This is a genomic window from Streptococcus hyointestinalis (genome assembly GCF_011039275.1).
In the GTDB taxonomy this organism is placed as follows: domain Bacteria; phylum Bacillota; class Bacilli; order Lactobacillales; family Streptococcaceae; genus Streptococcus; species Streptococcus hyointestinalis_A.
Genome location: NZ_JAAKGB010000001.1, coordinates 2067603 through 2093286, shown reverse-complemented (window position 1 = coordinate 2093286; position 25684 = coordinate 2067603). Strand labels below are relative to the sequence as shown.

The 25684-nt window shown below is 44.1% G+C and carries 27 protein-coding genes, 1 tRNA gene and 1 other RNA gene; 21 read left to right on the top strand and 8 right to left on the bottom strand.

Annotation, left to right across the window (positions count from 1 at the left end; all coding sequences use genetic code 11):
- Positions 1 to 219 precede the first annotated feature (219 nt).
- Both rpsB and tsf read left to right on the top strand, forming a co-directional pair.
- Positions 220 to 987 carry a 30S ribosomal protein S2 gene (gene rpsB, locus G5B60_RS10610; protein ID WP_115271390.1) on the top strand — a complete coding sequence of 256 codons (768 nt, stop codon included), beginning with the start codon at positions 220 to 222 and terminating at the stop codon, positions 985 to 987.
- Between the two features lie 144 nt (positions 988 to 1131).
- Positions 1132 to 2172, top strand: coding sequence for a translation elongation factor Ts (gene tsf, locus G5B60_RS10605; RefSeq protein WP_164683939.1), 1041 nt, complete (start codon positions 1132 to 1134; stop codon positions 2170 to 2172).
- Between the two features lie 44 nt (positions 2173 to 2216).
- Here tsf and G5B60_RS10600 read toward each other — a convergent pair whose 3' ends face one another.
- Positions 2217 to 2684: a COG2426 family protein gene (locus tag G5B60_RS10600; RefSeq protein WP_115271386.1), complete on the bottom strand. Its 468-nt coding sequence runs from the start codon at positions 2682 to 2684 to the stop codon at positions 2217 to 2219.
- A 189-nt stretch (positions 2685 to 2873) separates the two neighbouring features.
- Here G5B60_RS10600 and G5B60_RS10595 point away from each other — a divergent pair, with 189 nt between their 5' ends.
- Positions 2874 to 3338, top strand: coding sequence for a CtsR family transcriptional regulator (locus tag G5B60_RS10595; RefSeq protein WP_115271384.1), 465 nt, complete (start codon positions 2874 to 2876; stop codon positions 3336 to 3338).
- The gene (locus G5B60_RS10590; protein WP_164683938.1) at positions 3335 to 5773 is read left to right on the top strand and encodes an ATP-dependent Clp protease ATP-binding subunit; all 2439 of its coding nucleotides are present in this window, start codon (positions 3335 to 3337) and stop codon (positions 5771 to 5773) included. Before G5B60_RS10595 ends, G5B60_RS10590 begins: the two co-directional genes overlap by 4 nt.
- Before the next feature lie 36 nt (positions 5774 to 5809).
- Here G5B60_RS10590 and G5B60_RS10585 read toward each other — a convergent pair whose 3' ends face one another.
- Together G5B60_RS10585 and G5B60_RS10580 are read right to left on the bottom strand one after the other, a co-directional pair.
- On the bottom strand, positions 5810 to 6499 hold the full coding sequence (locus G5B60_RS10585; RefSeq protein WP_164683937.1) for a LiaF transmembrane domain-containing protein: 690 nt from the start codon (positions 6497 to 6499) through the stop codon (positions 5810 to 5812).
- 32 nt (positions 6500 to 6531) lie between these two features.
- Entirely contained in the window at positions 6532 to 6978 is a 447-nt protein-coding gene (locus G5B60_RS10580; RefSeq protein ID WP_164683936.1) for a LytTR family DNA-binding domain-containing protein, read from the bottom strand.
- Between the two features lie 249 nt (positions 6979 to 7227).
- On the opposite strand from G5B60_RS10580, the gene groES reads away from it, so the two are divergent.
- The 14 genes from groES to G5B60_RS10515 all read left to right on the top strand — a co-directional run bounded on the left by groES (position 7228) and on the right by G5B60_RS10515 (position 19663).
- The gene (gene groES, locus G5B60_RS10575) at positions 7228 to 7512 is read left to right on the top strand and encodes a co-chaperone GroES (protein WP_115271658.1); all 285 of its coding nucleotides are present in this window, start codon (positions 7228 to 7230) and stop codon (positions 7510 to 7512) included.
- A gap of 30 nt (positions 7513 to 7542) precedes the next feature.
- On the top strand, positions 7543 to 9168 hold the full coding sequence (gene groL / locus G5B60_RS10570) for a chaperonin GroEL (RefSeq protein ID WP_164683935.1): 1626 nt from the start codon (positions 7543 to 7545) through the stop codon (positions 9166 to 9168).
- Between the two features lie 135 nt (positions 9169 to 9303).
- Complete coding sequence (locus G5B60_RS10565; protein ID WP_164683934.1) at positions 9304 to 10254, top strand: sugar ABC transporter substrate-binding protein; 951 nt, start codon at positions 9304 to 9306, stop codon at positions 10252 to 10254.
- Positions 10245 to 11567: a sensor histidine kinase gene (locus G5B60_RS10560; RefSeq protein ID WP_430523650.1), complete on the top strand. Its 1323-nt coding sequence runs from the start codon at positions 10245 to 10247 to the stop codon at positions 11565 to 11567. Before G5B60_RS10565 ends, G5B60_RS10560 begins: the two co-directional genes overlap by 10 nt.
- Positions 11564 to 12244 carry a response regulator transcription factor gene (locus G5B60_RS10555; RefSeq protein WP_164683932.1) on the top strand — a complete coding sequence of 227 codons (681 nt, stop codon included), beginning with the start codon at positions 11564 to 11566 and terminating at the stop codon, positions 12242 to 12244. Before G5B60_RS10560 ends, G5B60_RS10555 begins: the two co-directional genes overlap by 4 nt.
- Positions 12237 to 13514 carry an ABC transporter substrate-binding protein gene (locus G5B60_RS10550; RefSeq protein ID WP_164683931.1) on the top strand — a complete coding sequence of 426 codons (1278 nt, stop codon included), beginning with the start codon at positions 12237 to 12239 and terminating at the stop codon, positions 13512 to 13514. Before G5B60_RS10555 ends, G5B60_RS10550 begins: the two co-directional genes overlap by 8 nt.
- Before the next feature lie 118 nt (positions 13515 to 13632).
- A complete protein-coding gene (locus G5B60_RS10545) occupies positions 13633 to 14067 on the top strand; it encodes a PTS sugar transporter subunit IIA (protein WP_164683930.1) in 435 nt (144 codons plus the stop codon).
- Positions 14068 to 14096: 29 nt separating this feature from the next.
- Positions 14097 to 14591 (top strand): PTS system mannose/fructose/N-acetylgalactosamine-transporter subunit IIB, encoded by a 495-nt coding sequence (locus tag G5B60_RS10540; RefSeq protein WP_164683929.1) that lies wholly within the window; start codon positions 14097 to 14099, stop codon positions 14589 to 14591.
- Between the two features lie 37 nt (positions 14592 to 14628).
- Positions 14629 to 15477, top strand: coding sequence for a PTS mannose/fructose/sorbose/N-acetylgalactosamine transporter subunit IIC (locus G5B60_RS10535; RefSeq protein WP_164683928.1), 849 nt, complete (start codon positions 14629 to 14631; stop codon positions 15475 to 15477).
- Complete coding sequence (locus tag G5B60_RS10530; RefSeq protein ID WP_430523661.1) at positions 15461 to 16315, top strand: PTS system mannose/fructose/sorbose family transporter subunit IID; 855 nt, start codon at positions 15461 to 15463, stop codon at positions 16313 to 16315. Before G5B60_RS10535 ends, G5B60_RS10530 begins: the two co-directional genes overlap by 17 nt.
- A gap of 7 nt (positions 16316 to 16322) precedes the next feature.
- Complete coding sequence (locus G5B60_RS10525) at positions 16323 to 16622, top strand: DUF202 domain-containing protein (RefSeq protein WP_164684286.1); 300 nt, start codon at positions 16323 to 16325, stop codon at positions 16620 to 16622.
- 351 nt (positions 16623 to 16973) lie between these two features.
- The gene (locus G5B60_RS11510; protein ID WP_421038554.1) at positions 16974 to 17942 is read left to right on the top strand and encodes an ABC transporter substrate-binding protein; all 969 of its coding nucleotides are present in this window, start codon (positions 16974 to 16976) and stop codon (positions 17940 to 17942) included.
- Positions 17943 to 17957: 15 nt separating this feature from the next.
- Positions 17958 to 18857, top strand: a complete 900-nt coding sequence (locus G5B60_RS11505; protein WP_241154535.1) for an ABC transporter permease — start codon at positions 17958 to 17960, stop codon at positions 18855 to 18857.
- A 2-nt stretch (positions 18858 to 18859) separates the two neighbouring features.
- Entirely contained in the window at positions 18860 to 19663 is an 804-nt protein-coding gene (locus tag G5B60_RS10515; protein ID WP_164683926.1) for an ABC transporter ATP-binding protein, read from the top strand.
- An 8-nt stretch (positions 19664 to 19671) separates the two neighbouring features.
- Here G5B60_RS10515 and G5B60_RS10510 read toward each other — a convergent pair whose 3' ends face one another.
- Together G5B60_RS10510 and G5B60_RS10505 are read right to left on the bottom strand one after the other, a co-directional pair.
- On the bottom strand, positions 19672 to 20901 hold the full coding sequence (locus G5B60_RS10510) for an MFS transporter (protein WP_164683925.1): 1230 nt from the start codon (positions 20899 to 20901) through the stop codon (positions 19672 to 19674).
- A gap of 102 nt (positions 20902 to 21003) precedes the next feature.
- Positions 21004 to 21855 (bottom strand): Rgg/GadR/MutR family transcriptional regulator, encoded by an 852-nt coding sequence (locus tag G5B60_RS10505; protein WP_241154534.1) that lies wholly within the window; start codon positions 21853 to 21855, stop codon positions 21004 to 21006.
- Positions 21856 to 21976: 121 nt separating this feature from the next.
- Here G5B60_RS10505 and G5B60_RS10500 point away from each other — a divergent pair, with 121 nt between their 5' ends.
- Entirely contained in the window at positions 21977 to 22414 is a 438-nt protein-coding gene (locus tag G5B60_RS10500) for a DUF7679 family protein (protein WP_164683924.1), read from the top strand.
- A gap of 90 nt (positions 22415 to 22504) precedes the next feature.
- Here the strand turns inward: G5B60_RS10500 and G5B60_RS10495 are convergent.
- The 3 genes from G5B60_RS10495 to G5B60_RS10485 form a co-directional block, all read right to left on the bottom strand.
- Positions 22505 to 22577: transfer RNA gene (locus G5B60_RS10495), tRNA-Lys, on the bottom strand.
- A non-coding RNA gene (gene ssrS, locus G5B60_RS10490) (6S RNA) lies at positions 22577 to 22768 on the bottom strand. The genes G5B60_RS10495 and ssrS overlap by 1 nt, the downstream gene beginning before the upstream one ends.
- 70 nt (positions 22769 to 22838) lie before the next feature.
- Entirely contained in the window at positions 22839 to 24131 is a 1293-nt protein-coding gene (locus G5B60_RS10485) for a replication-associated recombination protein A (RefSeq protein ID WP_164683923.1), read from the bottom strand.
- Positions 24132 to 24240: 109 nt separating this feature from the next.
- On the opposite strand from G5B60_RS10485, the gene G5B60_RS10480 reads away from it, so the two are divergent.
- A complete protein-coding gene (locus G5B60_RS10480; RefSeq protein ID WP_164683922.1) occupies positions 24241 to 24711 on the top strand; it encodes a DUF3013 family protein in 471 nt (156 codons plus the stop codon).
- Between the two features lie 19 nt (positions 24712 to 24730).
- Positions 24731 to 25684 carry a 50S ribosomal protein L11 methyltransferase gene (prmA, locus tag G5B60_RS10475; protein ID WP_164683921.1) on the top strand — a complete coding sequence of 318 codons (954 nt, stop codon included), beginning with the start codon at positions 24731 to 24733 and terminating at the stop codon, positions 25682 to 25684.

Here is a 25684-nt window from a genome sequence, read left to right as displayed (position 1 = left end):
AACTTGTAACCGCTTTACTTATATTATACTACAGCAAAAAACCTTTGTCTAATAGTGATAAAGACTTGTTTTTTTTGCCTAATTGTGGTATCATGATGAGGTTGTATCTTACAACAAATACTCATCTCAAACCAATCGTTTGGCTGTTGCCCTTGTGGTGGTCATGCGAGCTGAAGTTTGAGAGAGGCTAAAAAACATTTTATAAAGGAGAATTTACTCATGGCAGTAATTTCAATGAAACAACTTCTTGAAGCTGGTGTTCACTTTGGTCACCAAACACGTCGCTGGAACCCTAAGATGGCTAAATACATCTTTACAGAACGTAACGGTATCCACGTTATCGACCTTCAACAAACTGTAAAATTGGCTGACCAAGCTTACGACTTCGTTCGTGATGCAGCTGCAAACGACGCTGTTATCTTGTTTGTTGGTACTAAAAAACAAGCTGCTGAAGCAATCGCTGAAGAAGCTACTCGTGCAGGTCAATACTACATCAACCACCGTTGGTTGGGTGGAACACTTACAAACTGGGATACAATCCAAAAACGTATCGCTCGTTTGAAAGAAATCAAACAAATGGAAGCTGACGGAACTTTTGAAGTCCTTCCTAAAAAAGAAGTTGCCCTTCTTAACAAACAACGTGCACGTCTTGAAAAATTCTTGGGTGGTATCGAAGACATGCCACGCATTCCAGATGTGATCTACATCGTTGACCCACACAAAGAACAAATCGCTGTTAAAGAAGCTAAAAAACTTGGTATCCCAATCGTTGCGATGGTAGATACAAACGCTGATCCAGATGATATCGATGTTATCATCCCAGCTAACGATGACGCTATCCGTGCAGTTAAGTTGATTACTTCTAAATTGGCTGACGCTGTTATCGAAGGACGTCAAGGTGAAGATGCAGATGTTGCTTTTGAAGAAGCTGCAGAAGCTGACTCAATCGAAGAAATCGTTGAAGCTGTTGAAGGTTCAAACGACTAATTGCATTTTTAACCTAGGTTGACAAGTCTGTAAAGTAACTGTCAACTAGCTTTACGAAAAGTGTTAATAATTGTCAAACGGGGCAGATGCAAACCGCTCTGTCTCGTTTTTATATATGAAAAATCAAACATAGGAGACGTTAAAATGGCAGAAATCACAGCTAAACTCGTTAAAGAATTGCGTGAAAAATCTGGTGCTGGTGTCATGGACGCTAAAAAAGCATTGGTTGAAACAGATGGTGACATCGATAAAGCAATTGAATTGCTTCGTGAAAAAGGAATGGCAAAAGCAGCTAAGAAAGCTGACCGTGTCGCTGCAGAAGGTTTGACAGGCGTTTACGTTGACGGTAACGTTGCTGCTGTTGTCGAAGTGAACTCAGAAACAGACTTCGTTGCGAAAAACGACCAATTCGTAGCACTTGTTAACGAAGCTGCAAAAGTTATCGCAGAAGGTAAACCAGCAAACGACGCTGAAGCTCTTGCTTTGACAACTGCTTCAGGTGAAACTTTGGAGCAAGCATTTGTTACTGCAACTGCTACTATCGGAGAAAAAATCTCATTCCGTCGCTTTGCCTTGGTTGAGAAGTCTGATGACCAAGTCTTTGGTGCTTACCAACACAACGGTGGACGTATCGGTGTAGTTGCTGTTCTTGAAGGCACAGACGAAGCAACAGCTAAACAAGTTGCAATGCACATCGCTGCGATGAAACCAACTGTTCTTTCTTACGAAGAATTGGATCCTCAATTCGTTAAAGATGAGCTTGCTCAATTGAACCACAAGATCGAACAAGACAACGAAAGCCGTGCTATGGTTGGTAAACCAGCTCTTCCATTCTTGCAATACGGTTCTAAAGCTGAGTTGACAGATGAAGTCATCGCTAAAGCTGAAGAAGCTATCAAAGAAGAATTGGCAGCTGAAGGTAAACCAGAAAAAATCTGGGATAAAATCATCCCTGGTAAAATGGCTCGCTTCATGCTTGACAACACTCAAGTTGACCAAGCTTACACACTTCTTGCACAAGTTTACATCATGGATGACAGCAAGACAGTTGAAGCTTATCTTGACTCAGTAAACGCTAAAGCAGTTGCTTTCGTTCGTTTTGAAGTTGGTGACGGTATCGAAAAAGCAGCAAACGATTTTGAAGCAGAAGTTGCTGCAACTATGGCTGCTGCGCTTGAAAACTAAGCTCTATAAGCATAACAAAAAAGCCCCTCGGGGCTTTTTTGTTATTAACCAGTAATAGCCTTAAGACCAAAGAGTGCGATGGTACCCATGATGAGACCTGCTAGGATAACTCCAAGCATCACAGCGATGATGCTTTTTTTGAAGTCCCAGTCAAGGATACTTGCAGCCAGAGTTCCTGTCCAAGCGCCAGTCCCTGGGATAGGAATCCCTACAAAGAGCAAGAGGGCAATGAAAATACCACGCTCACCAGCTACTTTTTCCAGCTTTTGCCCACCGCTGTGTCCTTTTTTGAGACACCAGGTGAAAAAGCCACCGATAAGAGGCTTATCAGCTCCCCACTCTAGTACCCTTCTGGCAAAGAAGAAGATAATAGGAACAGGCAGCATATTGCCAATAACACCGATAACAAGAGCCTGCCAGTAAGGTATGCCTGTAGCAATGGCGTAAGGAACTGCTCCTCGCAATTCAATCAAGGGAACCATAGAGATGAGCAGTGTAATCAAGTAATTCATAATGATAACCTTTCTTCATTCAGAGTGCTTTCTCCTTTGTTAGAAGCACTTTCTCTATTTTATCTTATCTCTAGGGGATTGACAACTCTAAACCTGCTTTTGCTTGTCTTTTAAGGGTCTTAGTTTGCGAATGGCTTTATTTTTGATATAATAAATGTCAGTATTAGTCAAAGAAGAAAGGAGACGCTAGTGGCTACAAAAAATACCTCTGATAATATTGAGGACTACATCAAAAACTTGCTAGCACAATCTGGTATCGCAGAAATCAAGCGTTCGCTATTAGCCGATACCTTTCAAGTCGTGCCAAGTCAGATAAACTACGTGATAAAGACACGCTTTACTGAGAGTCGTGGCTATACTGTAGAGAGTAAGCGTGGCGGTGGCGGATATATCCGCATTGCTAAGGTTCACTTCTCAGATAAGCACCAGATGTTGGGTAATCTCCAAGCAACTATTGGTGAGCAGATTAGCCAGCAGGTCTATGAGGACATCATCCAGCTTTTGTTTGAAGATGAGGTGATTAGTGAGCGTGAGGGTCATCTGCTTTTGGTGACCGCCTGTGATGAGGTGCTAGGAGAGGACGCTCCTAAGATTCGAGCACGTATGCTACGCAAACTGCTCCAAAGATTGGATAGAAAAGGGTTTCATTTATGAGCGATTATTCATATAAATTACAAGAAGTATTTAGCTTAGCGCAGTACGAGGCGGCACGCTATGACAGTAGCTACCTCGAGACTTGGCATGTCTTGCTGGCTATGGTGGGTATCAGAGATTCGATTGCGGGCTTGACCTTTGCAGAGTATGAGGACAAGGTGCGCTTTGAGGATTATGAGAGTGCTGCGATTTTAGCAATGGACAGGTCTCCTCGTGACAATGTAGCGGTGACTTTCCGTCCGCAATCACGAGCTTTGTCTGAAGTGCTAGACTTAGCACAAAAAATCCAAAAAGTCACAGGCAGTGAAGCTGTAGGGACAGAGCATGTTTTATTTGCTATCTTGGTCAATAAAGATTTGCTGGCGACGAGACTCCTTGAGCTGGCTGGCTTTAAGTACAAGGACGACGGTGATTCCTTGCGTCTTTTGGATCTCAGAAAGTCGCTTGAGCGCAATGCTGGCTTTACCAAGGAAAATATCAAGGCGATTCACACTCTTCGCAGTCCTAAGCCAGCAAAAGCTGGGGGCAATTTTTCAGATATGATGCGTCCGCAGAGTACAGCTGGAGACTTGGCAGACTTCACACGTGACTTGACTGCGCAGGCTCGTGCAGGCAAGTTAGAGCCTGTTATCGGTCGGGACAAAGAGATTGCCAGAATGATTCAGGTGCTGAGCCGTAAAACTAAGAACAATCCTGTCCTTGTCGGTGATGCTGGTGTCGGAAAGACAGCTCTTGCCTACGGTTTAGCGCAGCGCATTTCCACAGGTGATATTCCTTATGAGCTGCGTGATATGCGTGTGCTAGAGCTTGATATGATGAGTGTCATTGCTGGGACACGTTTTCGTGGGGACTTTGAGGAGCGCATGAACCAAATCATCTCAGACATCGAAGAGGACGGGCATATTATTCTCTTCATTGATGAGCTGCACACGATTATGGGCTCAGGTAGCGGGATTGATAGCACGCTAGATGCGGCAAATATCCTCAAACCCGCTCTTGCTCGTGGAACTTTGCGCACGGTAGGGGCAACCACTCAAGAAGAATACCAAAAGCATATTGAAAAAGATGCAGCGCTGTCTCGTCGCTTTGCCAAGATTTTGGTTGAAGAGCCAACAGTTGAGCAGGCTTATGACATCTTGCTTGGTTTGAAAGGGTCCTATGAGGACTTTCACCATGTGAGTATTTCTGATGAGGCGGTCAAAACGGCGGTCACAGCAGCGCACCGTTACCTCACCAGCAAGCAACTGCCAGACTCTGCTATTGATTTGCTGGATGAGGCGAGTGCGACGGTTCAGACCATGATTAAAAAAGAAGACACAGGCTTTTTAAACCCTGTGGATGAAGCCATCTTAAACGATGACATGGTCTTGGCGACAAAATTGCTCAAAAAAGCAACTAGTCAAAAAGAAAAACCACGCCAAGCCGTGACACCAGAGCATATCCTTGCGACCCTGAGCCGTCTATCAGGTATCCCGGTTGAGAAAATGACCGCTTCTGACAACAAGAAATACCTCAATCTGGAGAAAGAACTGCACAAGCGTGTGATTGGTCAGGATGAGGCAGTCTCTAGTATTAGCCGTGCTATTCGTCGTAACCAGTCTGGTATCCGCTCAGGCAAACGCCCGATTGGCTCCTTTATGTTCTTAGGTCCGACAGGTGTCGGAAAGACCGAGCTGGCTAAGGCGCTTGCTGAAGTGCTCTTTGATGATGAGTCAGCGCTTATTCGCTTTGATATGTCGGAGTACATGGAGAAATTCGCCGCCAGTCGTCTAAACGGTGCACCTCCAGGTTATGTCGGCTATGATGAGGGTGGTGAGCTGACAGAGAAAGTCCGCAACAAACCTTACTCTGTGCTCCTCTTTGATGAGGTGGAAAAGGCGCACCCTGATATTTTCAACCTGCTACTCCAAGTGCTAGATGACGGTGTTCTGACCGACAGCAAGGGACGAAAAGTCGACTTTTCAAATACGATTATCATCATGACTAGCAACTTAGGAGCGACAGCCCTTCGTGATGACAAAACAGTTGGCTTTGGAGCGCAGGCACAAGCTCACTCTCACCAAGCGGTACAATCTCGTATCTTTGAAGAGTTGAAGCGTGCTTATCGTCCAGAGTTTCTAAACCGTATCGATGAAAAGGTTGTCTTTCATAGTTTGACGCAAGAGGATATGCAGGAAGTGGTTAAGATTATGATTAAACCGTTGATTGCTCGTCTTGCAGAAAAAGGTATCACGCTAAAAGTACAACCAGCAGCGCTTAGATACTTAGCTGAAAAAGGCTACGACCCAGAGATGGGGGCTCGCCCTCTACGTCGTACCTTGCAGACAGATGTTGAGGACAAACTAGCTGAAATGCTCCTTGGTGGTGAGTTAGATGACGCCAAAACCCTTAAAATCGGCTGCCGTAAAAACCAGCTGGTCTTTACAGTAGATTAAAAACAAAAAGTTCCTTGAATCATCAAGGAACTTTTTTTAGAGATAAACGACACTGAGTGAGCCAAATCCGACTTCACCTTTGAGGTAGAGGGTTTTGCTGTCCTCTGTGATAGGGGCAGTCTGTGGAAGGTCAACACCGCTAAAGCCTGTTTCGATGTTGCTTTTGACGATCCAGTTTTTAGGAATGTAGAGCACCAGCTTACCAAATCCGACCTCGACATTCACCTCAGCGCTGTCGCCTTGGATGATGGCATTGTCAAAATAGACGTTAAGCTTGCCAAATCCGATCTCAGCCTTGGCATAATGAAAATCAGGGTCATTGATGTAGCGGCTGCTAGAGCCAAAGGAAGTGGACAGGTAGTGGTCATCTGTACTTTCTATAAAGGTGTCATCATGTCTTTTTTTATACCAGTGTCTGCGAGAAGAGGGAAAAATCATGGCAAGTCCGATGAAAAAGAGCCAACCAACAAGGATGAGAATAGACAGTGATAAGTGCACCCAGTGGTAGCTTTGATTGCCAATCAAAAAGGCGATGTAGAAAAAGACGAGTCCACTGAGCCAACCTTTATCAAACAAACGACTAAGCCCAAAGACAACAAACAAGCCCATCCAAATCAGCACCCAGATATTTCCTGAAAAGATATTGTAAAGCCCTTGCAGGACCAGTAAAAGCGCCAGCCCAATCAAGAGCAAACCTGACAAAATGCGACGTGATGTGTGTTTCATATTAAAATCCTCCTAAATCATCTAACGGTATCTTATCGTGTGTCATGCAATTTTTCCTTTAACATGTGGTAGTAGTGTCTGGAGACATGCACTTGTTTTTTGGTGTCGTAGAAACGCACAGTGCTTGTTCCAGAAAAAGACTTTTCTAAAGCGTAAATCTCTCGGGTATTGACGATAGTAGACTTTGAGATACGGCAAAAATAGTGCGGCAGCTGCTCTTCAAGCTCATAGAGCTTGAGCTTGACCTCGTAGGCTTCCTCTCTAGCGTGCGCATAGATTTTACTGCCGTCAGTCTCAAAGAAAAGAATACTCTCAATTTTCACGTAAAATTCATTATTTCCCCGATAAAAGAGAATGGGTGGGGCGACTGCTTTTTCTAATGAGCGCTTGATACTCTCGATTTCTGGCGTCAGCTGACTGGTGCGAATCACTACCTCCACATCCTCTAGACGATCGTCTAGCTCGATTGTGATTTTCATTATCAACCTCCTTGACCTCTTCATTATATCAGCTCCTAGCGCACATAAACAAGGGGTTTTCGCTAAGTGGTTATTTTTTGCTATCAAGTGGTAAAAAGACTCAAACGACAGGGGTGAAAAAAGTGGGGTAAAAATTTCTCTATTCTAATCTTTTTCTCTTGACTATTTCTGACCAAGTGTTAAAATAGAATCATGAATTAGCACTCACCTATAAAGAGTGCTAAAAATAGCATGTTTGGAGGTAATATTATGTTGAAACCATTAGGAGACCGTGTGGTTCTTAGTGTAACAGAAGAAAAAGAACAAAAGATTGGTGGCTTTGTGATTGCTGGCGCAAGCGATGACAAGACTAAAACAGCCACAGTAGTCGCTGTTGGCGAAGGCACACGCACTTTAAACGGTGACTTGATTGCTCCTAGCCTAAAAGCTGGTGACACTGTGGTATTTGAGCCTTACTCAAGTGTAGAAGTCAAAGATGGCGATGACACTTATGCCATTGTCCGTGAATCAGATGTATTAGCGATTTTGAGCTAAAATAAATGAAATGTAATCGAGGTAAATAAAATGGCAAAAGATATTAAATTTTCAGCAGACGCAAGAACAGCCATGGTACGTGGCGTGGACATCCTAGCAGATACTGTCAAGGTAACGCTTGGTCCTAAAGGACGTAATGTCGTCCTTGAAAAATCCTTTGGCTCACCGCTTATCACCAATGACGGTGTGACCATCGCTAAGGAAATCGAACTAGAAGATCACTTTGAAAATATGGGAGCTAAGCTCGTTTCTGAAGTGGCTTCAAAAACCAACGATATCGCAGGTGACGGAACAACTACAGCGACTGTCCTTACCCAAGCTATCGTGCGTGAAGGGCTTAAAAACGTAACAGCGGGAGCTAATCCAATCGGTATTCGCCGTGGGATTGAAGCTGCGGTAGCAGCAGCTGTTGAAGAGTTGAAAGCTATCTCTCAACCAGTATCAGGCAAGGAAGCTATCGCCCAAGTTGCTGCCGTATCCTCTCGCTCTGAAAAAGTCGGTGAATACATCTCAGAAGCCATGGAAAAAGTTGGCAATGACGGTGTCATCACTATCGAAGAGTCTCGTGGTATGGAGACAGAGCTTGATGTTGTTGAAGGAATGCAATTTGACCGTGGTTACCTCTCACAATACATGGTAACAGACAACGAAAAGATGGTAGCAGACCTTGATAATCCATACATTCTCATCACTGATAAGAAAATCTCAAACATCCAAGACGTGCTTCCATTGTTAGAAGAAATTTTGAAAACCAACCGTCCACTGCTTATCATCGCTGACGATGTTGATGGTGAAGCTCTGCCAACCCTTGTCCTCAACAAAATCCGTGGTACCTTTAATGTTGTAGCCGTTAAAGCACCAGGATTTGGTGACCGTCGTAAGGCTATGCTTGAAGATATCGCTATCCTCACAGGTGGTGCAGTTATCACTGAAGATTTGGGACTTGATTTGAAAGATGCGACTATGGCGGTTCTTGGTCAAGCAGCTAAAGTAACCGTTGACAAAGATAGCACTGTTATCGTTGAAGGTGCTGGTCAAGCAGAAGCTATCGCTAACCGTGTCAATATCATCAAATCACAAATTGAAAGCACAACATCAGAATTTGACCGTGAAAAACTGCAAGAACGTTTGGCAAAACTCTCTGGTGGTGTCGCAGTCATCAAGGTCGGTGCAGCCACTGAAACCGAACTTAAAGAAATGAAACTTCGTATTGAAGACGCTCTGAATGCCACACGCGCAGCCGTTGAAGAAGGTATCGTTTCTGGTGGTGGTACTGCTCTTGTCAATGTTATTAGTAAAGTAGCAAGCCTTGAGCTCTCAGGCGATGAAGCGACAGGACGTAACATCGTTCTTCGTGCTCTTGAAGAGCCAGTTCGCCAAATTGCCTACAACGCTGGCTACGAAGGCTCTGTTGTCATTGAACGTTTGAAAAATAGCGAGCTAGGTACAGGCTTTAATGCTGCTAATGGTGAGTGGGTCAATATGGTGGACGCTGGTATCATCGACCCTGTCAAAGTGACACGCTCTGCCCTTCAAAACGCCGCTTCAGTTGCAAGCCTTATCCTAACAACCGAAGCTGTCGTTGCTGACAAACCAGCTCCAGAAGCGCCAGCTGCCCCAGCCATGGACCCTAGCATGATGGGCGGTATGATGTAATCAAACCAAAAACTCTTGAGCAATCAAGAGTTTTTTTGATGGAAAAGAAGTCGATATTTTCTGAAAAGTTGCTTTTCTCTGTGATATAATAAGAGCAAGAATCGCTTTGACATTTGCTTTAGGGGAGAGGCTGGTATGAAAAAGGTGTTATCATTTCCTGTAGTTATCACTAGTATCACAGTGTTATTGACTTTGGGGATATATGCTTGGGGACAACAAAAAGCGCTAAATCCTAATCGGCTGACTGTCGGGACGACTTATATGACGATGAATAATGATTTTTATCAAGTGGTAAATGACGAGATTGTCCGTAAGCTAGAAAGACAAGGCAATCGTGTCTATACACGTGACCCACAGTTAAGTGTCACAAAACAGTGTCAGCAAATCGAGCTGTTTATCAAGCAAAAAGTGGATGCTATTATCATTAACCCCGTTGATAGTCATAGCAAGAAGCTGCTAGGCTATTTGAAAAGGGCAAAGCAAAAAGGGATTAAAATCATCGTTGTTGACACGCAATTGTCTGATAAAAAGCTAGCGGATACAACGATTGTATCTGACAATTATCAGGCAGGAGTGCTTATTGCTAAGCATCTGATGGCGGATCAAAAGAGTGCTCAGATATTGATTTTAGAGCATAAAACAACGGTATCTGCCAGCAGTCGTGTGCGAGGTTTTGTCGACACTCTAGCGCCCTATGCTAACTATCACATCGTGGCAAGAAAAGAGACAAAAGGGCAAACAGAAGTAGCCATGCCACAGGTTGAGCGTGTGATTGCAAGTGGGGTGAGTTTTGATACGGTCATGTCGCTAAATGACCGAGCAGCTCTTGGTGCCCTTGCTGCGATTCAGTCGCATAGATTGACCTCTGTTGCCATTTATAGCGTGGACGGCTCACGAGACTTTAAGCAATTGCTCAGTCAAACAAACGCTTTGAAAGGGACCGTTGCTCAGTCGCCTATCACCATGGGAAAACGTGCTGCAGCTTCTGTTTACTCCCTTGTAAAGGGAAAGAAAGTAGCCAAAAACATCACCATCAAGGTGTCTTGGTACGATCGCAATAGTCCTGTAGAGATGGGGTGGCAATGATGACCTATGCAAAATCACGTCCACTGCTGTGGAGAGGCTTTGTTGTGATAACACTTATTGCTGTTATCTATCATGCTTCCTTGTACCTGCTCTGTACGACCTATATCATCGAGACGGGAGCTAGTCAAGCTTTTCTCGATAAGGTTGAGGTCATTCCTACAGCACCTTCGACGGTCTTTTTAGGAAGTATCTTCTCGTTTTTGCTCTTACTTGGTCTCATCCATCTGCGTCAGTCTCTGTTTGAAAAGAGCATTTATGAGGAGTGGCTTTTGTTTCTTGAGATTTGCTTGCTGCTAGTGACTTTTAGCTTTTTGCAGGGGAGTTATAATGGCGTTATTCTTCTGGTTTTATTAGATATTTTCCAGACTTATACGGATTTTTACACGGCTAGGCAGAGGCGCTACTGGGTGCTCTTTTTGGTACTGAGTTTTGCTATGTTGCTCTTGTCCAATAGCCAGATTTTAGCCATGGTTGTCAAATTACCGACCTTAGAGGTCTATCTGAGTTTTTTACCGACTCGCTACCACATGCTGACGCTATTTATCAAGTCTTTTCTCTATTCATTTAGTGTCATGATTTTTATTGTCAATCTTATCCTAGCTATCATCTACTCCGTGTCCGAAACGCATAAAATCGAGGAAGAGTTACGCATGGCTGAGCAGGCAAACAGAGAGCTGCACAGCTACCTTGCTATCAGTGAGAAAAACGCTAAGGACAAGGAGAGAAAGCGTATCGCAAGAGAGATACATGATACACTAGGACATGCTTTGACAGGGATTTCTGCTGGTATAGATGCCGTGCTTGTTCTGATTGACCTTGACCCAAGTAGAGCCAAAAAGCAGCTGAAAAACATCTCAGAAGTGGTTCGAGAAGGTATCAAAGACGTGAGGCGCTCTATTGAAAAGCTAAGACCAGGTGCGCTTGAAGGGCAGTCTCTACAAGTAGCGCTAGAGAAGATTATCCGTGATTATGAGGTGTTGTCAGACTTAGAGATTACACTAGATTATCAGTGGGGTGCTGTTGATTTAGAGGTGACTAAAGAAGACATCATCTTTCGAGTTATCCAAGAATCCCTCACCAATAGTCTTCGTCACGGGCATGCCCATCATGTGACTATCCAGATGACTAGTGATGAGCATTATCACTTGATTATCCAAGATGATGGTGTCGGATTTGAGACGCTGCAGTTTGGTTATGGTTTGACGCAGATGCGTGAGCGCTTAGCGATTATCGGAGCTGGCGTTACTTTTTCTAACGACAAGGGCTTTAAAACGATTGTGGATATTCCAAAGCAAAAAGGAGAGCAACTATGATTAAGGTATTGATTGCTGATGACCAAGAGCTTATCAGAGAGTCGCTTGGCATTATTTTGTCCTCATTTGAGGACATAGAGGTTGTGGCGAGCGCTTCAGATGGTGAGGAGGTCTTAGACAAACTAAAAACAAGTCGTCCAGATGTGATTTTGATGGATGTCAGAATGCCTGTTCTTGATGGTGTCTTGTGTACTAAGCGTGTCAAGGAGCGCTACAGTGACATCAAGATTATCATCCTAACGACATTTGATGATGACGAGTTTATCTTTAGTGCCCTTAAGTATGGAGCGTCAGGGTATTTGCTAAAGGGCGTCTCAACAGAGGAATTGCACAAGGCTATCCACACTGTCTACAGTGGAGGTGCCATGATCAATCCTGATATTGCAAGTAAAGTGGTCACGATTTTTTCACAGATGGCGCAGTCAAACTTTACTGTTCAGGTTGACTCTAAGCAGGTCGAGAATTTATCTGATGTGGAGTGGCAGATTGTCAAGGATGTCGCCTATGGCAAATCCAATAAAGAAATCGCAGCGGATTTGTTTTTATCCGAGGGCACAGTGCGCAATTACTTGTCTGCTATTTTAGCTAAGCTAGAGTTGCGTGACCGCACGCAGCTGGCTATTTGGGCGACTCAAGCAGGTGTGACCTCTTATCAAGTGGAGCATGGCGATGACTAGACGGCGTTTGTATCTTTTTGTAGCGAGTGTAGTGCTAGTAGCCTTGTCTGTGCTTGGCTACTGGTTATATCAAGGGCAGACGATAGTGCTCACGCTTGGGACCTATGCTGATAGTAGCTGGGGTGTGCCTTCTTCTAATAGCAAAGTGATTGATGAGGCGATTGCTCGCTTTGAGAAAAAACACCCTAAGGTCAAGGTCGTCTATGAAACGGGTATCCGAAAGAAGGATTATGCCGACTGGTTAGCGCAGAAAATCGTCAGTGGCAATGAGCCAGATGTGTTTATCGTGCCTGATGATGACTTTAGCCGCTTAGCCTCGATAGGCGCTCTAAAAAACCTCTCCAGTCTTTCCATCGGAGATAAGAGAGTTCTCAACCGTTTTTACCCTTCTGCCTTAGCAGCAGGACGCTATGTTAAGGAGCAATATGCGCTTCCTTTTGAGAGCAATCCTACCATGCTTTGTGTCAATACAGACATCCTTGCCCAAAAGGGGATTGCCATTTCTCAAAAAGGCTGGGATTTGGCGACTTTCCTCTCTATTTGTAAGCGATTAACCCCGACAGACGGCTCTTTGCAACTCTATTCTTTGACGGGATACGATTGGCAAACAGCTTTGGCAGCTTATGGTGGTCAGATTGTGACTGCGGATGGGGACGTCACTATCAATACTCCCCAGATGAAAAAAGCGCTCAATTATATTCACCAGCTTTCAGACATTGAGACAAGAGAAGCAACTGATAATGATTTTGACCAAGGTGAGGTTGCCTTTAAGCCGATGACGCTTGCGCAATACCGCACCTACAAGCCTTATCCTTATCGTAGTGCCAAGTATACCACTTTTTCTTGGACGTGTTTGCCTCTTCCTGCTGCGTCTTCAGATGTCAAGGCGAGCCAGTTATCGGTCTCTTTATTAGCCATTGGTGCCAAGACAAGGCATGCTAGACTTGCTAGTCAGCTATTAAGCGAGTTTACATCAGATGAAACCCAGCAGTCCCTTGTCAAGTATTCTCAAGGCGCCTCTGTCATCAAGAAAGTCATGGTCAGCAAAGAGACGCAGCAATTATTTCAAAGTGACCATCTGGGAGCCAATGTGGTCACTTCAAGCACGCTTGATTATATCCTCAAGCATTCACAGGCTCAGCCGACGGTCAAGGATTATCAAAATATTCTTGCCAAGTCTGACTATCTCATCACCAAGGCGCTCAAGCAACAAACCGTTGATAACGACTTAATCACCATTGAAAAAGAATTGACTGACAACTCATCCTAGAAGCATTCGCTTTTAGGATTTTTTAAGTTATGACATTTGTCATCTGATGAAAATGACAATCCTCCATAGAGAAAACGGTTTCTCTTTTGTACAATAAAGTTACTAAAGGAGGAAGGCTATGAGGTATCTATTATTAGTGAGCCATGGTGAGTTTGCAGCAGGTCTCAAGACATCCATCGCCATGTTTGCACAGGATAAGATAGGTGATGTGATTGCAAATGGGCTAAGAGATGGGATGAGTACTGATGAGTTTGAACGTCACTTTAGACAGTCTCTATCTCATCTAAAAGAAGAGGATCGTGTAATTGTCCTTGCAGACATCATCGGAGGCAGTCCTTTGACTGCAGCTTGCAAGGTGCTAGATGAATTGGGCTACTTGGAGGATGCGATTGTTTTAGGAGGGATGAACCTTCCGATGGCAATAAACGCAGTCGTTATGAAGGATATGCTTGATGGGCAAGAATTTGTCGAGACCGTCCTAGGCGAAGCAGGTGCCGCATTGAGAGAGCTTGATGTCGTCTCTAGTGAAGATGAGCTGGACGATGATATTTGATAAGTGTCAAAAGAAAAAGGAGAACAAAGATGAGTGTTTCATTTGTAAGAATTGATGACCGTATGATTCACGGACAAACCGTTACCCGTTGGGCAAAAGAGTATCCTTGCGATGGCTTGATTGCCGTTAATGATGCTGCTGCTAAAAATAAGGTGTTAATCCAAGCTTATAAAGGAGCTTCTGATAAAAAGACCTTTGTTTGGACAAAAGAAGCCTTTGCTCAAAAATCACAAAAAGTTTTAGACTCTGATAGCCGCTACTTCCTCATCACTAAAAATCCTATTGACATGAAGGAGATTTTGGTAGATCAGGGCTTTGTTCCAGATGACGTCAAGGAGATTATCGTAGGACCTGCAAACGACAGACCAGGTGCTATTAAACTGGGCAATAACCAATCTATTACTCAAGAAGAAGCAGATGCCCTTCAAGCGATTGAAGAAGCAGGCTATAAGGTGAAATTTCAGTTATTGCCAGATGTTTCAATCGGCTATTGGTCAGACTTCAAGAGTAAATTTGGTTATTAACAGATAAAAGGACAAAGCGTTTAGAGAGGAGCTTAAAATGACAATATCTTGGTTACAAGCTGCTTTGTTAGGATTATTTGCAAGTTTAGCTTCCATGCCTGGTATGGGTGGCTCTAGTATCGGAAATTATACCTTAGGGCGTCCTTTGGTTGGAGGATTGGTGTGTGGGCTTATCTTAGGAGATATTAAGCTAGGTATCATCTGCGGGGTGGCTATGCAGTTGGTATACATCGCCCTTGTTACACCAGGTGGTACCGTATCTGCTGATGTGCGTGCTGTGTCTTATATCGGTATTCCACTTGCTATGGTAGCCATCCAATCACAAGGGATTTCTATAAACTCATCAGAAGCCTCAGACCTTGCAAAATCAATGGGGACACTAGTTGGAACGATAGGGACTGTTCTCTTCTACGGAACGGCTACTATGAACCTTGTCTGGCAACACATCGGCTGGAAGGCGGTTGAGGAAGGGAAGTTCAAAAAGTTATACGCTGTTGACTGGGGTTACCCTTGGATTTCACATTTTCTCTTCTCTTTCCTACCAACGTTGATTATGTGTAAATGGGGAGCATCAGCGGTTACGAGTTTGCAACACGCCCTTCCTATGGACGGCATTCCTATGAAAACATTGTTTACCGTAGGGGCACTCTTGCCATGTGTAGGGATTGCGATTCTCCTAAAACAGTTGGTCGAAAAGTGGACAGACTTCGTTCCTTTCTTTGTCGGCTTTACCTTGGCTGCTTCTTTGGTGCTTAACTTGGTATCTTGTGCTGTTATTTCCTTGATTTTTGCGCTTATCTTCTTTGAGATTGATATGGTCAAGATAAAAAAAGAAAATGTCAGTGATGACAGCTTTACATTTGAAGATGATGAGGAGGATATCTAAGATGGCAGAAAGAAAAAGACTCACGAAAAAAACACTAGCCAAGTCATTTCATCACTGGTACTATGGTCACTTGACCTGTTTCTCACAAGAACACATGCAAACCTTTGGCTATCTGACCTCTATGCTGCCTATCGTTGAGGAGTTATACACGGATAAGGAAGAGCAGAAAAAAGCCATGCAGACCTATACCGCTTTCTTCAATACAGAGCCTCAACTAGGGACACTTGTTGTAGGGATTACAGCAGGTCTTGAGGAAGCTAGAGCCAATGGTGATGGTGTTGATGATGAGACCATCAATGGGATGCGTGCGGGGCTTATGGGTCCTATTGCAGGTATTGGTGACTCCCTTGTTGTAGGGACACTCATTCCTGTTTTACTTGGGATTGCCCTAGGTCTGTCAACAGGTGGCTCACCCGTAGGTGCGATTTTCTACATCATCGTCTGGAACTTGCTTGCTTACTTTGGAATGCGGTTTGCCTATTTCAAAGGTTATGAGTTAGGGGATAAGGCAGTTGAATTTCTAGTAGGTCCAAAAGGTCAAGCGATCAGAAGAGCTATCGGAATTGTTGGGGGAATGGTTATTGGTGGTGTTGCTGCCACATGGGTATCTGTAAAGACCTCATTTCAATTAAAGAATTCTTCTGGAAAAGCCTTCCTAGTTCTCCAAGACCAACTGGATGCTGTTTACCCAGGGCTTTTAACCGCTTCGTTTATCGTATTTTGCTGGTGGTTGATGGCTAAGAAAAATATCTCACCAAACAAAGTCATGTTACTGTTAGTGGTTATTGCCTTTGTTGGGGTATTGCTAGGATTCTTCAATCCAGGACTTAAATACTAAAGGAGTTATCATGACTGAAAAAGAGTTACTATCAGGTTATCAAAATGAAATCACTTATCAAAAACACATGATTGACAATCTCAAGCGTTGGTTTAGCTTACTTTTTGTTGTAGCTGGTCTAGGCGTGGTAGCTCTGTATTTCTCAAAAGCCTCTCTAGTCTTACGCTTTAGCGGCATAGGTCTAGTTGCTGTGGGGTGTCTAGGAATGCTGCTTTTTGGCTATGGTATCTATAAAGGGCAACAAAATGTCAATCGTGTCATTGACGATTTACAACTAAAGCTAGCTGCCCTACATCACAAACACTAGGAGGTGACTTCTAGTGTTTTATCCTTTAAAAATCTATTGACAAGTTTCTTAAATAAAGGTATAGTAATATTAACTATTAGACATTTTACACCGTGAGGTGAGGAGGACGAAATGCCAAGAGTAGCAGTGATTGTAAAGAGCAAGGGATATTACTTTAGTTTCTAGATAGACGTTTGTAGCTATGAGGTACAGACGTTGTGAGTTTGTATCTATGAAGCTAAAGCCTTTTGTGATGATTAGCCGATTAGATAAAAGTTTTCTAACTGGCTGTCACTGCTATGTAAACATAGGCATTAACCAGCTAGTTTATCTACCTAGCTGGTTTTTTGATAGCATTTTAGAAAGGGAGAAATGATGAAACGTTTCCTAAAGGGATTGTTAGCGCTGGGTGCTGCTGTGTTAGTGCTTAGTGCCTGTTCGAGCACGTCAGAGAGTGAAAAAACAGCTGACAAGGATGCCAAGCACATAGGTATCTTGCAGTATGTGGAGCACCCGTCTTTGACGGCTTCTAGAAAGGGCTTTATTGATGAGCTGAAAAAAGAGGGCTATGTGAATGGTAAAAACATCGTGATTGACTATAAAAACGCCCAAGGTGATCAGTCTAATCTTCAGTCTATCTCTGAAAAGCTGATTCGAAAAAATGATCTTGTGCTAGGGATTGCCACAACGGCTGCGCAGTCGCTAGCGAGTCTGTCAACGGATGTTCCGATTCTCTTTACCGATGTGACGGATCCTGTGTCTGCTAGTCTTGTCAAAAGCATGAAGCACCCAGGCGGTATCGCTACAGGAACCAGTGATATGGCACCGATTGCCAAGCAAGTGGAGTTGCTCAAAGAGGTGCTGCCAAATGTCAAGAAGGTTGGTATCATGTACACCACGAGTGAGCGCAACTCCGAGGTGCAGGTCAATCAAGCCAAAAAGCTCTTTAAAAAAGCAGGTATCGAAACAGTGGTCAAGGGTATCTCATCCACCAACGACGTACAAGACACGGCAAAGAGCCTCATGTCTAAGAGCGATGCGCTCTTTATCCCAACGGATAACACCATTGTTAGCTCTATCAATCTCGTGACAGAACTGTCCAAGGAGATGAAAGTGCCTGTCATCGGAGGTTCTGCGGACGTGGTGGAGCAGGGGGTCTTGTTCACCTACGGAGCAGACTATGAGAGCCTTGGACGTCAGACTGCCAAGATGGCGATTCAGATCTTAAAAGGGAAAAAGCCAGCAGAGATACCGGCTGAATACCCTAAAGCCGTCAAAGTCGTGGTCAACAAGAAAATGGCAAAACTCTTGGGCATTGACGTGAGTCACATTACAGAATAAAAGTAGAGGATGTTTATGTTAGATATTGTATTATCAGGGATTTCGCAAGGGCTGTTATGGTCCATTATGGCAATCGGGGTGTTCATCACCTTTCGTATTTTAGATATTGCAGACTTGTCTGCTGAGGGGGCTTTTCCGATGGGAGCTGCGGTTTGTGCGCTGTGTATCATGCACGACATCAATCCTATCTTAGCGACTTTCTGTGGCATGCTTGGCGGGATGTTGGCTGGTTTTGTCTCAGGTATCATGCATACCAAGATGAAAATTCCAGCTCTTCTGACAGGGATTATCACACTGACAGGACTTTATTCGGTCAATCTCCTCATCCTAGGCAGCTCAAACGTCTATCTGTCGACACATGAGACGATTGTGACTATGGTTGCAAAGCTTGGCTTGGATAGAACCAGCTCGGTTTTACTGATTGGTAGTGTCTTTGTCGTTTTGGTGATTTTAGTTCTTTATCTTTTCCTCAACACCCAGCTGGGACTTGCGCTCCGTGCGACGGGAGACAATGTCGCTATGGGACAGGCTAACGGTATCAAAGTCGACCGTATGAAAATTTTAGGCTATATGATTGGAAATGGGCTCATCGCACTCTCAGGAGCGCTCTTAGCGCAAAACAACGGCTATGCTGACCTCAACATGGGGGTTGGTACTATCGTTATCGGCTTAGCCTCAATCATCCTCGCTGAGGTCATTATCAAGCACTTGCCACTTGGGAAACGCTTGTGGTCATTGGTGCTTGGCTCTGTCATCTACCGCTTGATTATCGTCTTTATCCTAACGACCGACATCGAAGCGCAGATGATTAAGCTGGTGTCAGCGATACTTCTAGCGGTTATTCTCTACATCCCAGAGTTGCGCAACAAATTGGGCGTGCGCCCCTCAAAAACATTAACGAAAGAAGGTGACTAGTTATGGCTTTACTGGAACTTGCTGGTATTCACAAGACCTTTGAAAAAGGCACTGTCAATGAAAATCATGTCCTTCGTGGGCTTGATTTGACCATCAATGAAGGCGACTTTATCTCCGTTATCGGAGGAAATGGCGCTGGAAAATCAACGCTTTTAAACAGTATTGCAGGACTTGTCACCATTGATGAGGGCGATATTAGACTCGAGGGCAAGTCTATCCGAAAAGATTCTGTTGAAAAGCGTGCTAAAGCGATTAGCCGTGTTTTCCAAGACCCTCGTATGGGAACAGCAACCAATCTCACCATCGAAGAAAACATGGCGATAGCCTTTCGTCGTGGGAAGAAGCGCAGCTTCTTTAAAAATGCCGTCACTGATAAGGAGCGTGAGCTCTTTAAGAGCGTGCTGAGTGAGCTTGGCTTGGGCTTAGAAAACCGCCTCAAAACCGACGCTGCCTTTCTCTCAGGAGGGCAACGTCAAGCCTTGACGCTGTCTATGGCAACCCTTGTCCGACCAAAAGTACTCCTCTTAGACGAGCACACTGCTGCCCTAGACCCTAAGACCAGCGAGATGGTTATGCAGTTGACCAATAAAATCGTCAAAGAGCAAAAACTCACCAGTCTCATGATTACCCACAACATGGAGCACGCCATCACCTATGGTAACCGCCTTGTCATGCTCTATCATGGTAAAATCGTTGTGGACATCTCTGGCGAGGAGAAAAAGAACCTAACCGTTGCGCAGTTGATGGAACTCTTCCACAAAAATAGCGGACAAGAGCTAACAGACGACGCTCTTGTGCTCGGTTAAAGTTGAGCTTAGCTCAACTTTTTTTGTGTGGTGAAGAGAACAGAGAGGAAAGCCAATCCTGTAAACAAGAGCCAAGTCAGCTTTTCTGAAAAAGGTGTGATGAAGCTAAAAATGACAACACCTAGTGGAGCTGATAAGGTAAAGAGTAAGGTCAGAAAACTGCTCACACGAGCGAGGACTTGGCTGGGCAATTGGCTTAATAGCAGCGCATTGAGCTTGGGGTTGACCTTTCCAGATAAAAAGCAAGTTATAAAGAGAAATAATAAACTAAAAATGGCTGGTAGAGAAAAGAGTTGACTAAGCCCTGTCAGAAGCAGCATAAATCCCGCAAGGCTGACTAAAGTTTTAAGTGAGCGTTTGGCGAAATAATCTCGTGTTGACAGACTTCCTACTAAAAGCCCACCAATCATAGCGACCTCAACTATCAAAACACCTTGACTGTAGCTAAGCCCTAACAAGGGTTTCTTGAGTAAGATGATATTGTAAATAGACGTCATAGCGCTAGCGAGCATATTGATCAGCATAATGCTAAGCAGTAGCGGGATAAAATGGACGCTTTCCTGCTCTTGAAAAATCGTTTTGACTTGCAAAAACAAGTCTTTTGCCTGCTTTGGTGATGAGCTTATCTCTTCTTTTAGCGCAGTATGCTGGTAGGTTAAGTCCTGTCTTATAGGAAATAGCACTAGTGACGCTAGGATAAAGGATAGTGCGTTGATAAAGGCGATAAAAGCAAACTGTTGATTGGCAATCGTTAGTAACCAAATGCCTAGTGTCTGACCTAAAAGGTTACAGATATAGATAGCAAACTGACTACTAGCATAGGCACTAACCAGGTTCTCTTTAGCGACTTGTTTCTGCAAAATCGGCAAGCGTAAGCCATTGGCGTAGTCACTCAAACAATCGCTGATGATATTGACCAAGCAAACAATGGCAAAGACCAAAAGACTTGGCTTGTTAATGATAAAGCCAACAAGTGTGAAAAGACTAGCTTGGACAAAGCCGCATGTTATCAGCCAGCGCCCTTTTTGCTTGGTTTTATCAGCTCTTACCCCAACCAAAAGACTAAATAAAGTGGGTATCATCATGGTGATATTGGCGATACTGACGATGATTTGCGACTTAAAGCAAGTAGCAGCATAAACGACAAAGACGATATTGTAGAGAGAAGCTCCGAGGTTATCTAAGATACGTGACAATAGCAAATGACGGTAGACTTTATTTTTGATGATGAGATGCATGGCAAGCTCTCCTTTCTATTTGCCTTTATTATAGCCGAGGGGAGGACGCTTGCTAAAAAAGTTGCATATGTTCAAAAAAACACCACTTCTTTTTAAATGGTGTCAGTTATCTGCCTGTAGTAAGAGGTCTAGTGACCTTTGATAGTAGCTTGCAGCCTTTTGGCAATCAAGAGTTTCAAGTATCGAGATAGCTTTTTGCATTTGCCTTGTACCATTCACTTTATCCCCTTTTTTATAAGTCAACAAACCTTGGGCAAAAAGGTAGACAATCCGAAAGTAGGCTTCTTTTTCATGATAAAAGCGTTTCTTTATCTGCTGGTCAAAGTAAGTGGCATTGTCAAAATCCTCCTCGTCAATAGAGAGTAGAAAGCCATTAAGGAGCATAGTGTGAATGATGGCACGATTTTCTGGAAGATCGCCAAGAGTATCTGTTTTACGCAAGATTTCCCGTGTATATCTGCTAAAGAGCTCAACACTAAGCAGGGGCGTGCTAATGGCAAATAGCTCTAGCTCGTATCTTCCCCAAATCTCTGTCTCAAACAGATAGTCATGCAAAAAACGACTTTCTTTCTCGGTCATAGTGACGCCATCGTCTAGTGCTTTGAGATGTGCCTTGATGACGAGAGCATTGACAGCGTGTTCACGAGAAGATAAAGCAGCTTCCCTCTCATAAAGGGCTCTTAAGCCAGCGACATCCATCTGTGTTTCAAGATTGAAAATGGCTTCTAACAATGCAGCAAAAGCAGATGGTGTAAAGCCATGAGCTAAGTACAAAAATTCATTGACATCTGTGTGGATATGCTCCAGTGCAGTGAGAAACTTATCTGCAGAAAGGTCATTTTGCCCAGATTCGAACCTAGATAACATGGAGGGTGAAAAATCGTCTTTGCAAGCTTCCTTGAGAGTGATATGACGTGATGTCCGTAGTTGTTTGAAAGTAGCTCCTAAATCCATAAAGACTCCTTGTGAGGTCGTTTTCTTTATTATAATATATTTCCCGCTAGATATGGTATAATAAAAAACGAAAAGAAAAAGGTTTGGCTAAATTATATCGGAAGAGTTGAGAAAACTTAAAATGGCAAAGCGAAAAATCTACTTTTATGTCGAGGTTGAAGAGCTCAATGGCACTCATCGTATTTTGCAGTTGCCAAGAGATTTGCAACTGCCAATGCGCCAATATTTTCACGCCAACCGTGGAGCTTGGCAAGAGCTTTTGCGAGGCGGTCTTATCAATATCGCAACAGAGCCCTACACCGCAGAAAATGACTTTCAGCCAACGATTCGTTTGACCAAAATTTGCAAATTTTTCTACAGTCGAGAGGAGCAGGACGAGCGAAGTCGTGGGCAATTTCTAATCCAATCTAACTGGCAAACCCCAGGTATCAAGCATTTCTGGGAAAGTGCTAAGTTCATCCAACACGACTACCCTATCAAAAACAAGGTCCTCCTAACCTTAGACTACTACCGTTGGCGTAGACGCCACAGAAAATATAAGAATAGAAGAAAAAACTAGTCTCCTAATGAGGCTAGTTTTTTACCATTCATGTCGTTAGCTCAAAAAAAGAAAAAAGCCTTTAAAACAAGGCTTTCAAAGCATTTTATATGCCCCCTACAGGGCTCGAACCTGTGACCCATGGATTAAGAGTCCACTGCTCTACCAACTGAGCTAAGGAGGCTGGGTGCTGTATTGGCACCGTGATTCACGTTTTGTATTGAACCCGCACAGAATAAGCAGGTGGGCAACTCGCTCTAACTTCAGTCGCTTCCGTGTGAGACGGCTTGCATACTGTTAGAAGACTTATGTTTCCCGAAAATACAAAAAATAGTCGGTCAACACTCGATATGAATTCGTATGCCACAGCAGATTTCTATGTTTCTATAATACCACTTTCTCAGAAAATTTCAAGTGCTAAATATTATTTTTTGGAAAACGATTGCTAAAAAGTCGCATTACCCTTTTCATTCTTTGATAAATGGTCGATACGCTCTTTGTTGGCAGCGAGAGCTCGCTCGTATTTTCCTGTGTGGTTGGGGTCAAAGTAGTTTTTGCCTTGCAACTTATCTGGCAAATACTGCTGAGCCACCCATTTTTCAGGGTAATCGTGCGGATACTTGTAGTTTTGAGCATTGCCAAGGTCTTTGCTACCAGCATAGTGCCCGTCGCGAAGATGTCTTGGAATAGGCAGTGCACCGCTTTGGTGCAAATCAGCGATAGCCTTGTCCATGGCTAGATAAGCCGAATTTGACTTTGGTGATAAGGCAAGGTCGATAACGACATTACTAATCAAGATACGGGCTTCGGGAAAACCAATAGACTTTGCGGCTTCAAGGGCGGTCACGGTGTGGACTTGAGCGTCTGGGTTGGCAAGACCGATATCCTCATAAGCGATGACAATCAAGCGCCGAGCAAGACTGGGCAAATCCCCTGCTTCAATGAGGCGTGCAGCGTAGTGGAGACTAGCATTGACATCGCTGCCACGGATGGACTTTTGTAGAGCAGACAGCACATCATAGTGCCCATCCCCGTCCTTGTCCATGGTAATGTAGCTACGCTGTAAACTATTTTCAACGGTGTCAAGAGTGATGTGGCGAGTGCCGTCCTTACCCTCCTTAGTCGACATGACCGCAAGGTCAAGAGAATTGAGCGCTGAGCGCAGGTCTCCGTTGGTCGCTGTTGCGATGAAGTCGAGCGCCTCATCATCTAGTCTAATATCAAAGTCAAAGCCACGCTCCTTGTCAGACAGGGCTATTTTGAGTGCTGTTTTGACCTCTTCAACGGTCAATGGCTCCAGCTCAAAAATCTGCACACGGCTACGAATAGCGGGTGTGACGGAGAAAAAAGGATTTTCAGTGGTCGCTCCAATCATGATGATATTGCCATTCTCAAGGAGTGGCAGCAAAAAGTCCTGCTTGGTCTTGTCAAGCCTGTGAATCTCATCAAGCAGCAGCACCAAGCCGCCAGAAAATTTGGCTTCCTCAGCGATTTCCTGCAGACGTTTTTTATTGTCCGTCGTAGCATTGAAGGTTCTAAAAGCATAGTCGCTGGTTCCTGCGATAGCAGAGGCGATAGAGGTTTTGCCGATACCTGGCGGACCATAGAGAATCATGGAACTCAGGCGATTCGCTTCAATCATTCGGCGGATAATCTTCCCCTCACCAACCAAGTGCTGTTGCCCAATCACCTGATCAATCGTGCGAGGTCTCATCCGCAGTGCAAGATTATTTGGCATACGTTATTGTCCTTTGCGTTTGTAAAAGTCACTAAAGACCTTTCTATATTCTATTATAACAAAAACTGTGGTAGAATTAGAGTTAAGAACGAAGGAATTGAGGACAACAATGGCTAAATATGGCTTTTTATCAGTGTTAGAAGAAGAGTTGGATAAGGGGTTTTCTTACGATTATGAGCTGAACTGGGATAAGCGCAACCACGCAGTGGAGTTGAGTTTTATCCTTGATGCGGCAAATACCGAAAAGATTGCGACCATGACAGCTGATGGCGAGGTTTTGGATGGCGATATTGCTCTAGAGGAGTTTGTTATCTTTTATGACCCGAGCAAGTCTCGCTTTGAAGCGTCTGATTATCTGGTGGCTCTTCCTTTTTTGCCTAAAAAAGGCTATTCTAGGGAATTTTTGGCTTACTTTGCGGCATTTTTACAAGAAACAGCTGACCAAGGGCTGGATGGTATTTTAGATTTTCTAGAGGATGAGAGTCAGGAAGAGTTTACCATGACATGGGATGAAGCGGCTTTTGAGGAGGGCAAAAACGCTCTTGATGAGACCGACTTTTATCCTTATCCGAGATATTAGAGTAAAGGAGTAGATAGAGATGGAAACATGGCAAGAAGTGACGATTAGGGTAAGCCGTGAGGCAGAAGAGCTGGTCTCAAATCTCTTGATTGAGCTAGGGAGTCAAGGGGTTGCTATCGCTGATAGCGCAGACTATGTGGGGCAAGAAGACCGCTACGGCGAGATTTTCCCAGAAGTGGAGCAAAATGAAACCATTGCTATCACGGCTTACTACCCAGATACCCTCGATTTAGCAGAAGTCACCTCTCAGTTACAAGAACGCTTAGCTGAGCTTGAGAGAATGGGGCTCTTAGCAAGTTCTGCTATGCTCAGTAGTCAGACCTTGGATGAGGAGGACTGGGCGGAGAATTGGAAGAAATACTATGAGCCGACTCGTATCACACACGATTTGACCATTGTACCGAGCTGGACAGACTATGAGCCGACTGCAGGTGAGAAGGTCATTCGCCTTGACCCTGGTATGGCGTTTGGGACAGGGACGCACCCGACGACAAAGATGAGTCTTTTTGCGCTGTCACAGGTTCTGCGTGGAGGTGAGACGGTGCTTGATGTGGGGACAGGCTCTGGCGTGCTCTCGATTGCGAGCTCGCTTTTAGGTGCCAAGGAGATTTACGCCTATGACCTTGATGAAGTTGCTGTGCGTGTTGCGCAGGAAAATATCGACCTCAACAGCAATACAGACAATATCCACGTCTCAGCAAACGACCTTTTAAATGGTATTACACAAGAGGCTGATGTCATTGTCGCTAATATCCTAGCTGATATTTTGGTTAATCTTGTGGAGGACGCTTATCGCTTGGTCAAGGATGAAGGGTATTTGATTATGTCAGGGATTATCGCTGATAAGCTGGAGATGGTTGTAGCCGCAACGCAAGAAGCTGGCTTTTTCCTTGAAACCCACCTCATCCAAGGCGAGTGGAATGCGCTTGTTTTTAAGAAAACTGACGACATCTCTGGCGTTATCGGAGGGTAG

Coding starts and splice junctions, on each gene's coding strand:
- rpsB (WP_115271390.1), top strand. CDS start 220: ATGGCAGTAATTTCAATGAAACAACTTCTTGAAGCTGGTGTTCACTTT.
- tsf (WP_164683939.1), top strand. CDS start 1,132: ATGGCAGAAATCACAGCTAAACTCGTTAAAGAATTGCGTGAAAAATCT.
- G5B60_RS10600 (WP_115271386.1), bottom strand. CDS start 2,684: ATGAATTACTTGATTACACTGCTCATCTCTATGGTTCCCTTGATTGAA.
- G5B60_RS10590 (WP_164683938.1), top strand. CDS start 3,335: ATGAGCGATTATTCATATAAATTACAAGAAGTATTTAGCTTAGCGCAG.
- G5B60_RS10585 (WP_164683937.1), bottom strand. CDS start 6,499: ATGAAACACACATCACGTCGCATTTTGTCAGGTTTGCTCTTGATTGGG.
- G5B60_RS10580 (WP_164683936.1), bottom strand. CDS start 6,978: ATGAAAATCACAATCGAGCTAGACGATCGTCTAGAGGATGTGGAGGTA.
- groES (WP_115271658.1), top strand. CDS start 7,228: ATGTTGAAACCATTAGGAGACCGTGTGGTTCTTAGTGTAACAGAAGAA.
- groL (WP_164683935.1), top strand. CDS start 7,543: ATGGCAAAAGATATTAAATTTTCAGCAGACGCAAGAACAGCCATGGTA.
- G5B60_RS10565 (WP_164683934.1), top strand. CDS start 9,304: ATGAAAAAGGTGTTATCATTTCCTGTAGTTATCACTAGTATCACAGTG.
- G5B60_RS10555 (WP_164683932.1), top strand. CDS start 11,564: ATGATTAAGGTATTGATTGCTGATGACCAAGAGCTTATCAGAGAGTCG.
- G5B60_RS10550 (WP_164683931.1), top strand. CDS start 12,237: ATGACTAGACGGCGTTTGTATCTTTTTGTAGCGAGTGTAGTGCTAGTA.
- G5B60_RS10545 (WP_164683930.1), top strand. CDS start 13,633: ATGAGGTATCTATTATTAGTGAGCCATGGTGAGTTTGCAGCAGGTCTC.
- G5B60_RS10540 (WP_164683929.1), top strand. CDS start 14,097: ATGAGTGTTTCATTTGTAAGAATTGATGACCGTATGATTCACGGACAA.
- G5B60_RS10535 (WP_164683928.1), top strand. CDS start 14,629: ATGACAATATCTTGGTTACAAGCTGCTTTGTTAGGATTATTTGCAAGT.
- G5B60_RS10530 (WP_430523661.1), top strand. CDS start 15,461: ATGAGGAGGATATCTAAGATGGCAGAAAGAAAAAGACTCACGAAAAAA.
- G5B60_RS11510 (WP_421038554.1), top strand. CDS start 16,974: ATGATGAAACGTTTCCTAAAGGGATTGTTAGCGCTGGGTGCTGCTGTG.
- G5B60_RS11505 (WP_241154535.1), top strand. CDS start 17,958: ATGTTAGATATTGTATTATCAGGGATTTCGCAAGGGCTGTTATGGTCC.
- G5B60_RS10515 (WP_164683926.1), top strand. CDS start 18,860: ATGGCTTTACTGGAACTTGCTGGTATTCACAAGACCTTTGAAAAAGGC.
- G5B60_RS10510 (WP_164683925.1), bottom strand. CDS start 20,901: ATGCATCTCATCATCAAAAATAAAGTCTACCGTCATTTGCTATTGTCA.
- G5B60_RS10505 (WP_241154534.1), bottom strand. CDS start 21,855: ATGGATTTAGGAGCTACTTTCAAACAACTACGGACATCACGTCATATC.
- G5B60_RS10500 (WP_164683924.1), top strand. CDS start 21,977: ATGGCAAAGCGAAAAATCTACTTTTATGTCGAGGTTGAAGAGCTCAAT.
- G5B60_RS10485 (WP_164683923.1), bottom strand. CDS start 24,131: ATGCCAAATAATCTTGCACTGCGGATGAGACCTCGCACGATTGATCAG.
- G5B60_RS10480 (WP_164683922.1), top strand. CDS start 24,241: ATGGCTAAATATGGCTTTTTATCAGTGTTAGAAGAAGAGTTGGATAAG.
- prmA (WP_164683921.1), top strand. CDS start 24,731: ATGGAAACATGGCAAGAAGTGACGATTAGGGTAAGCCGTGAGGCAGAA.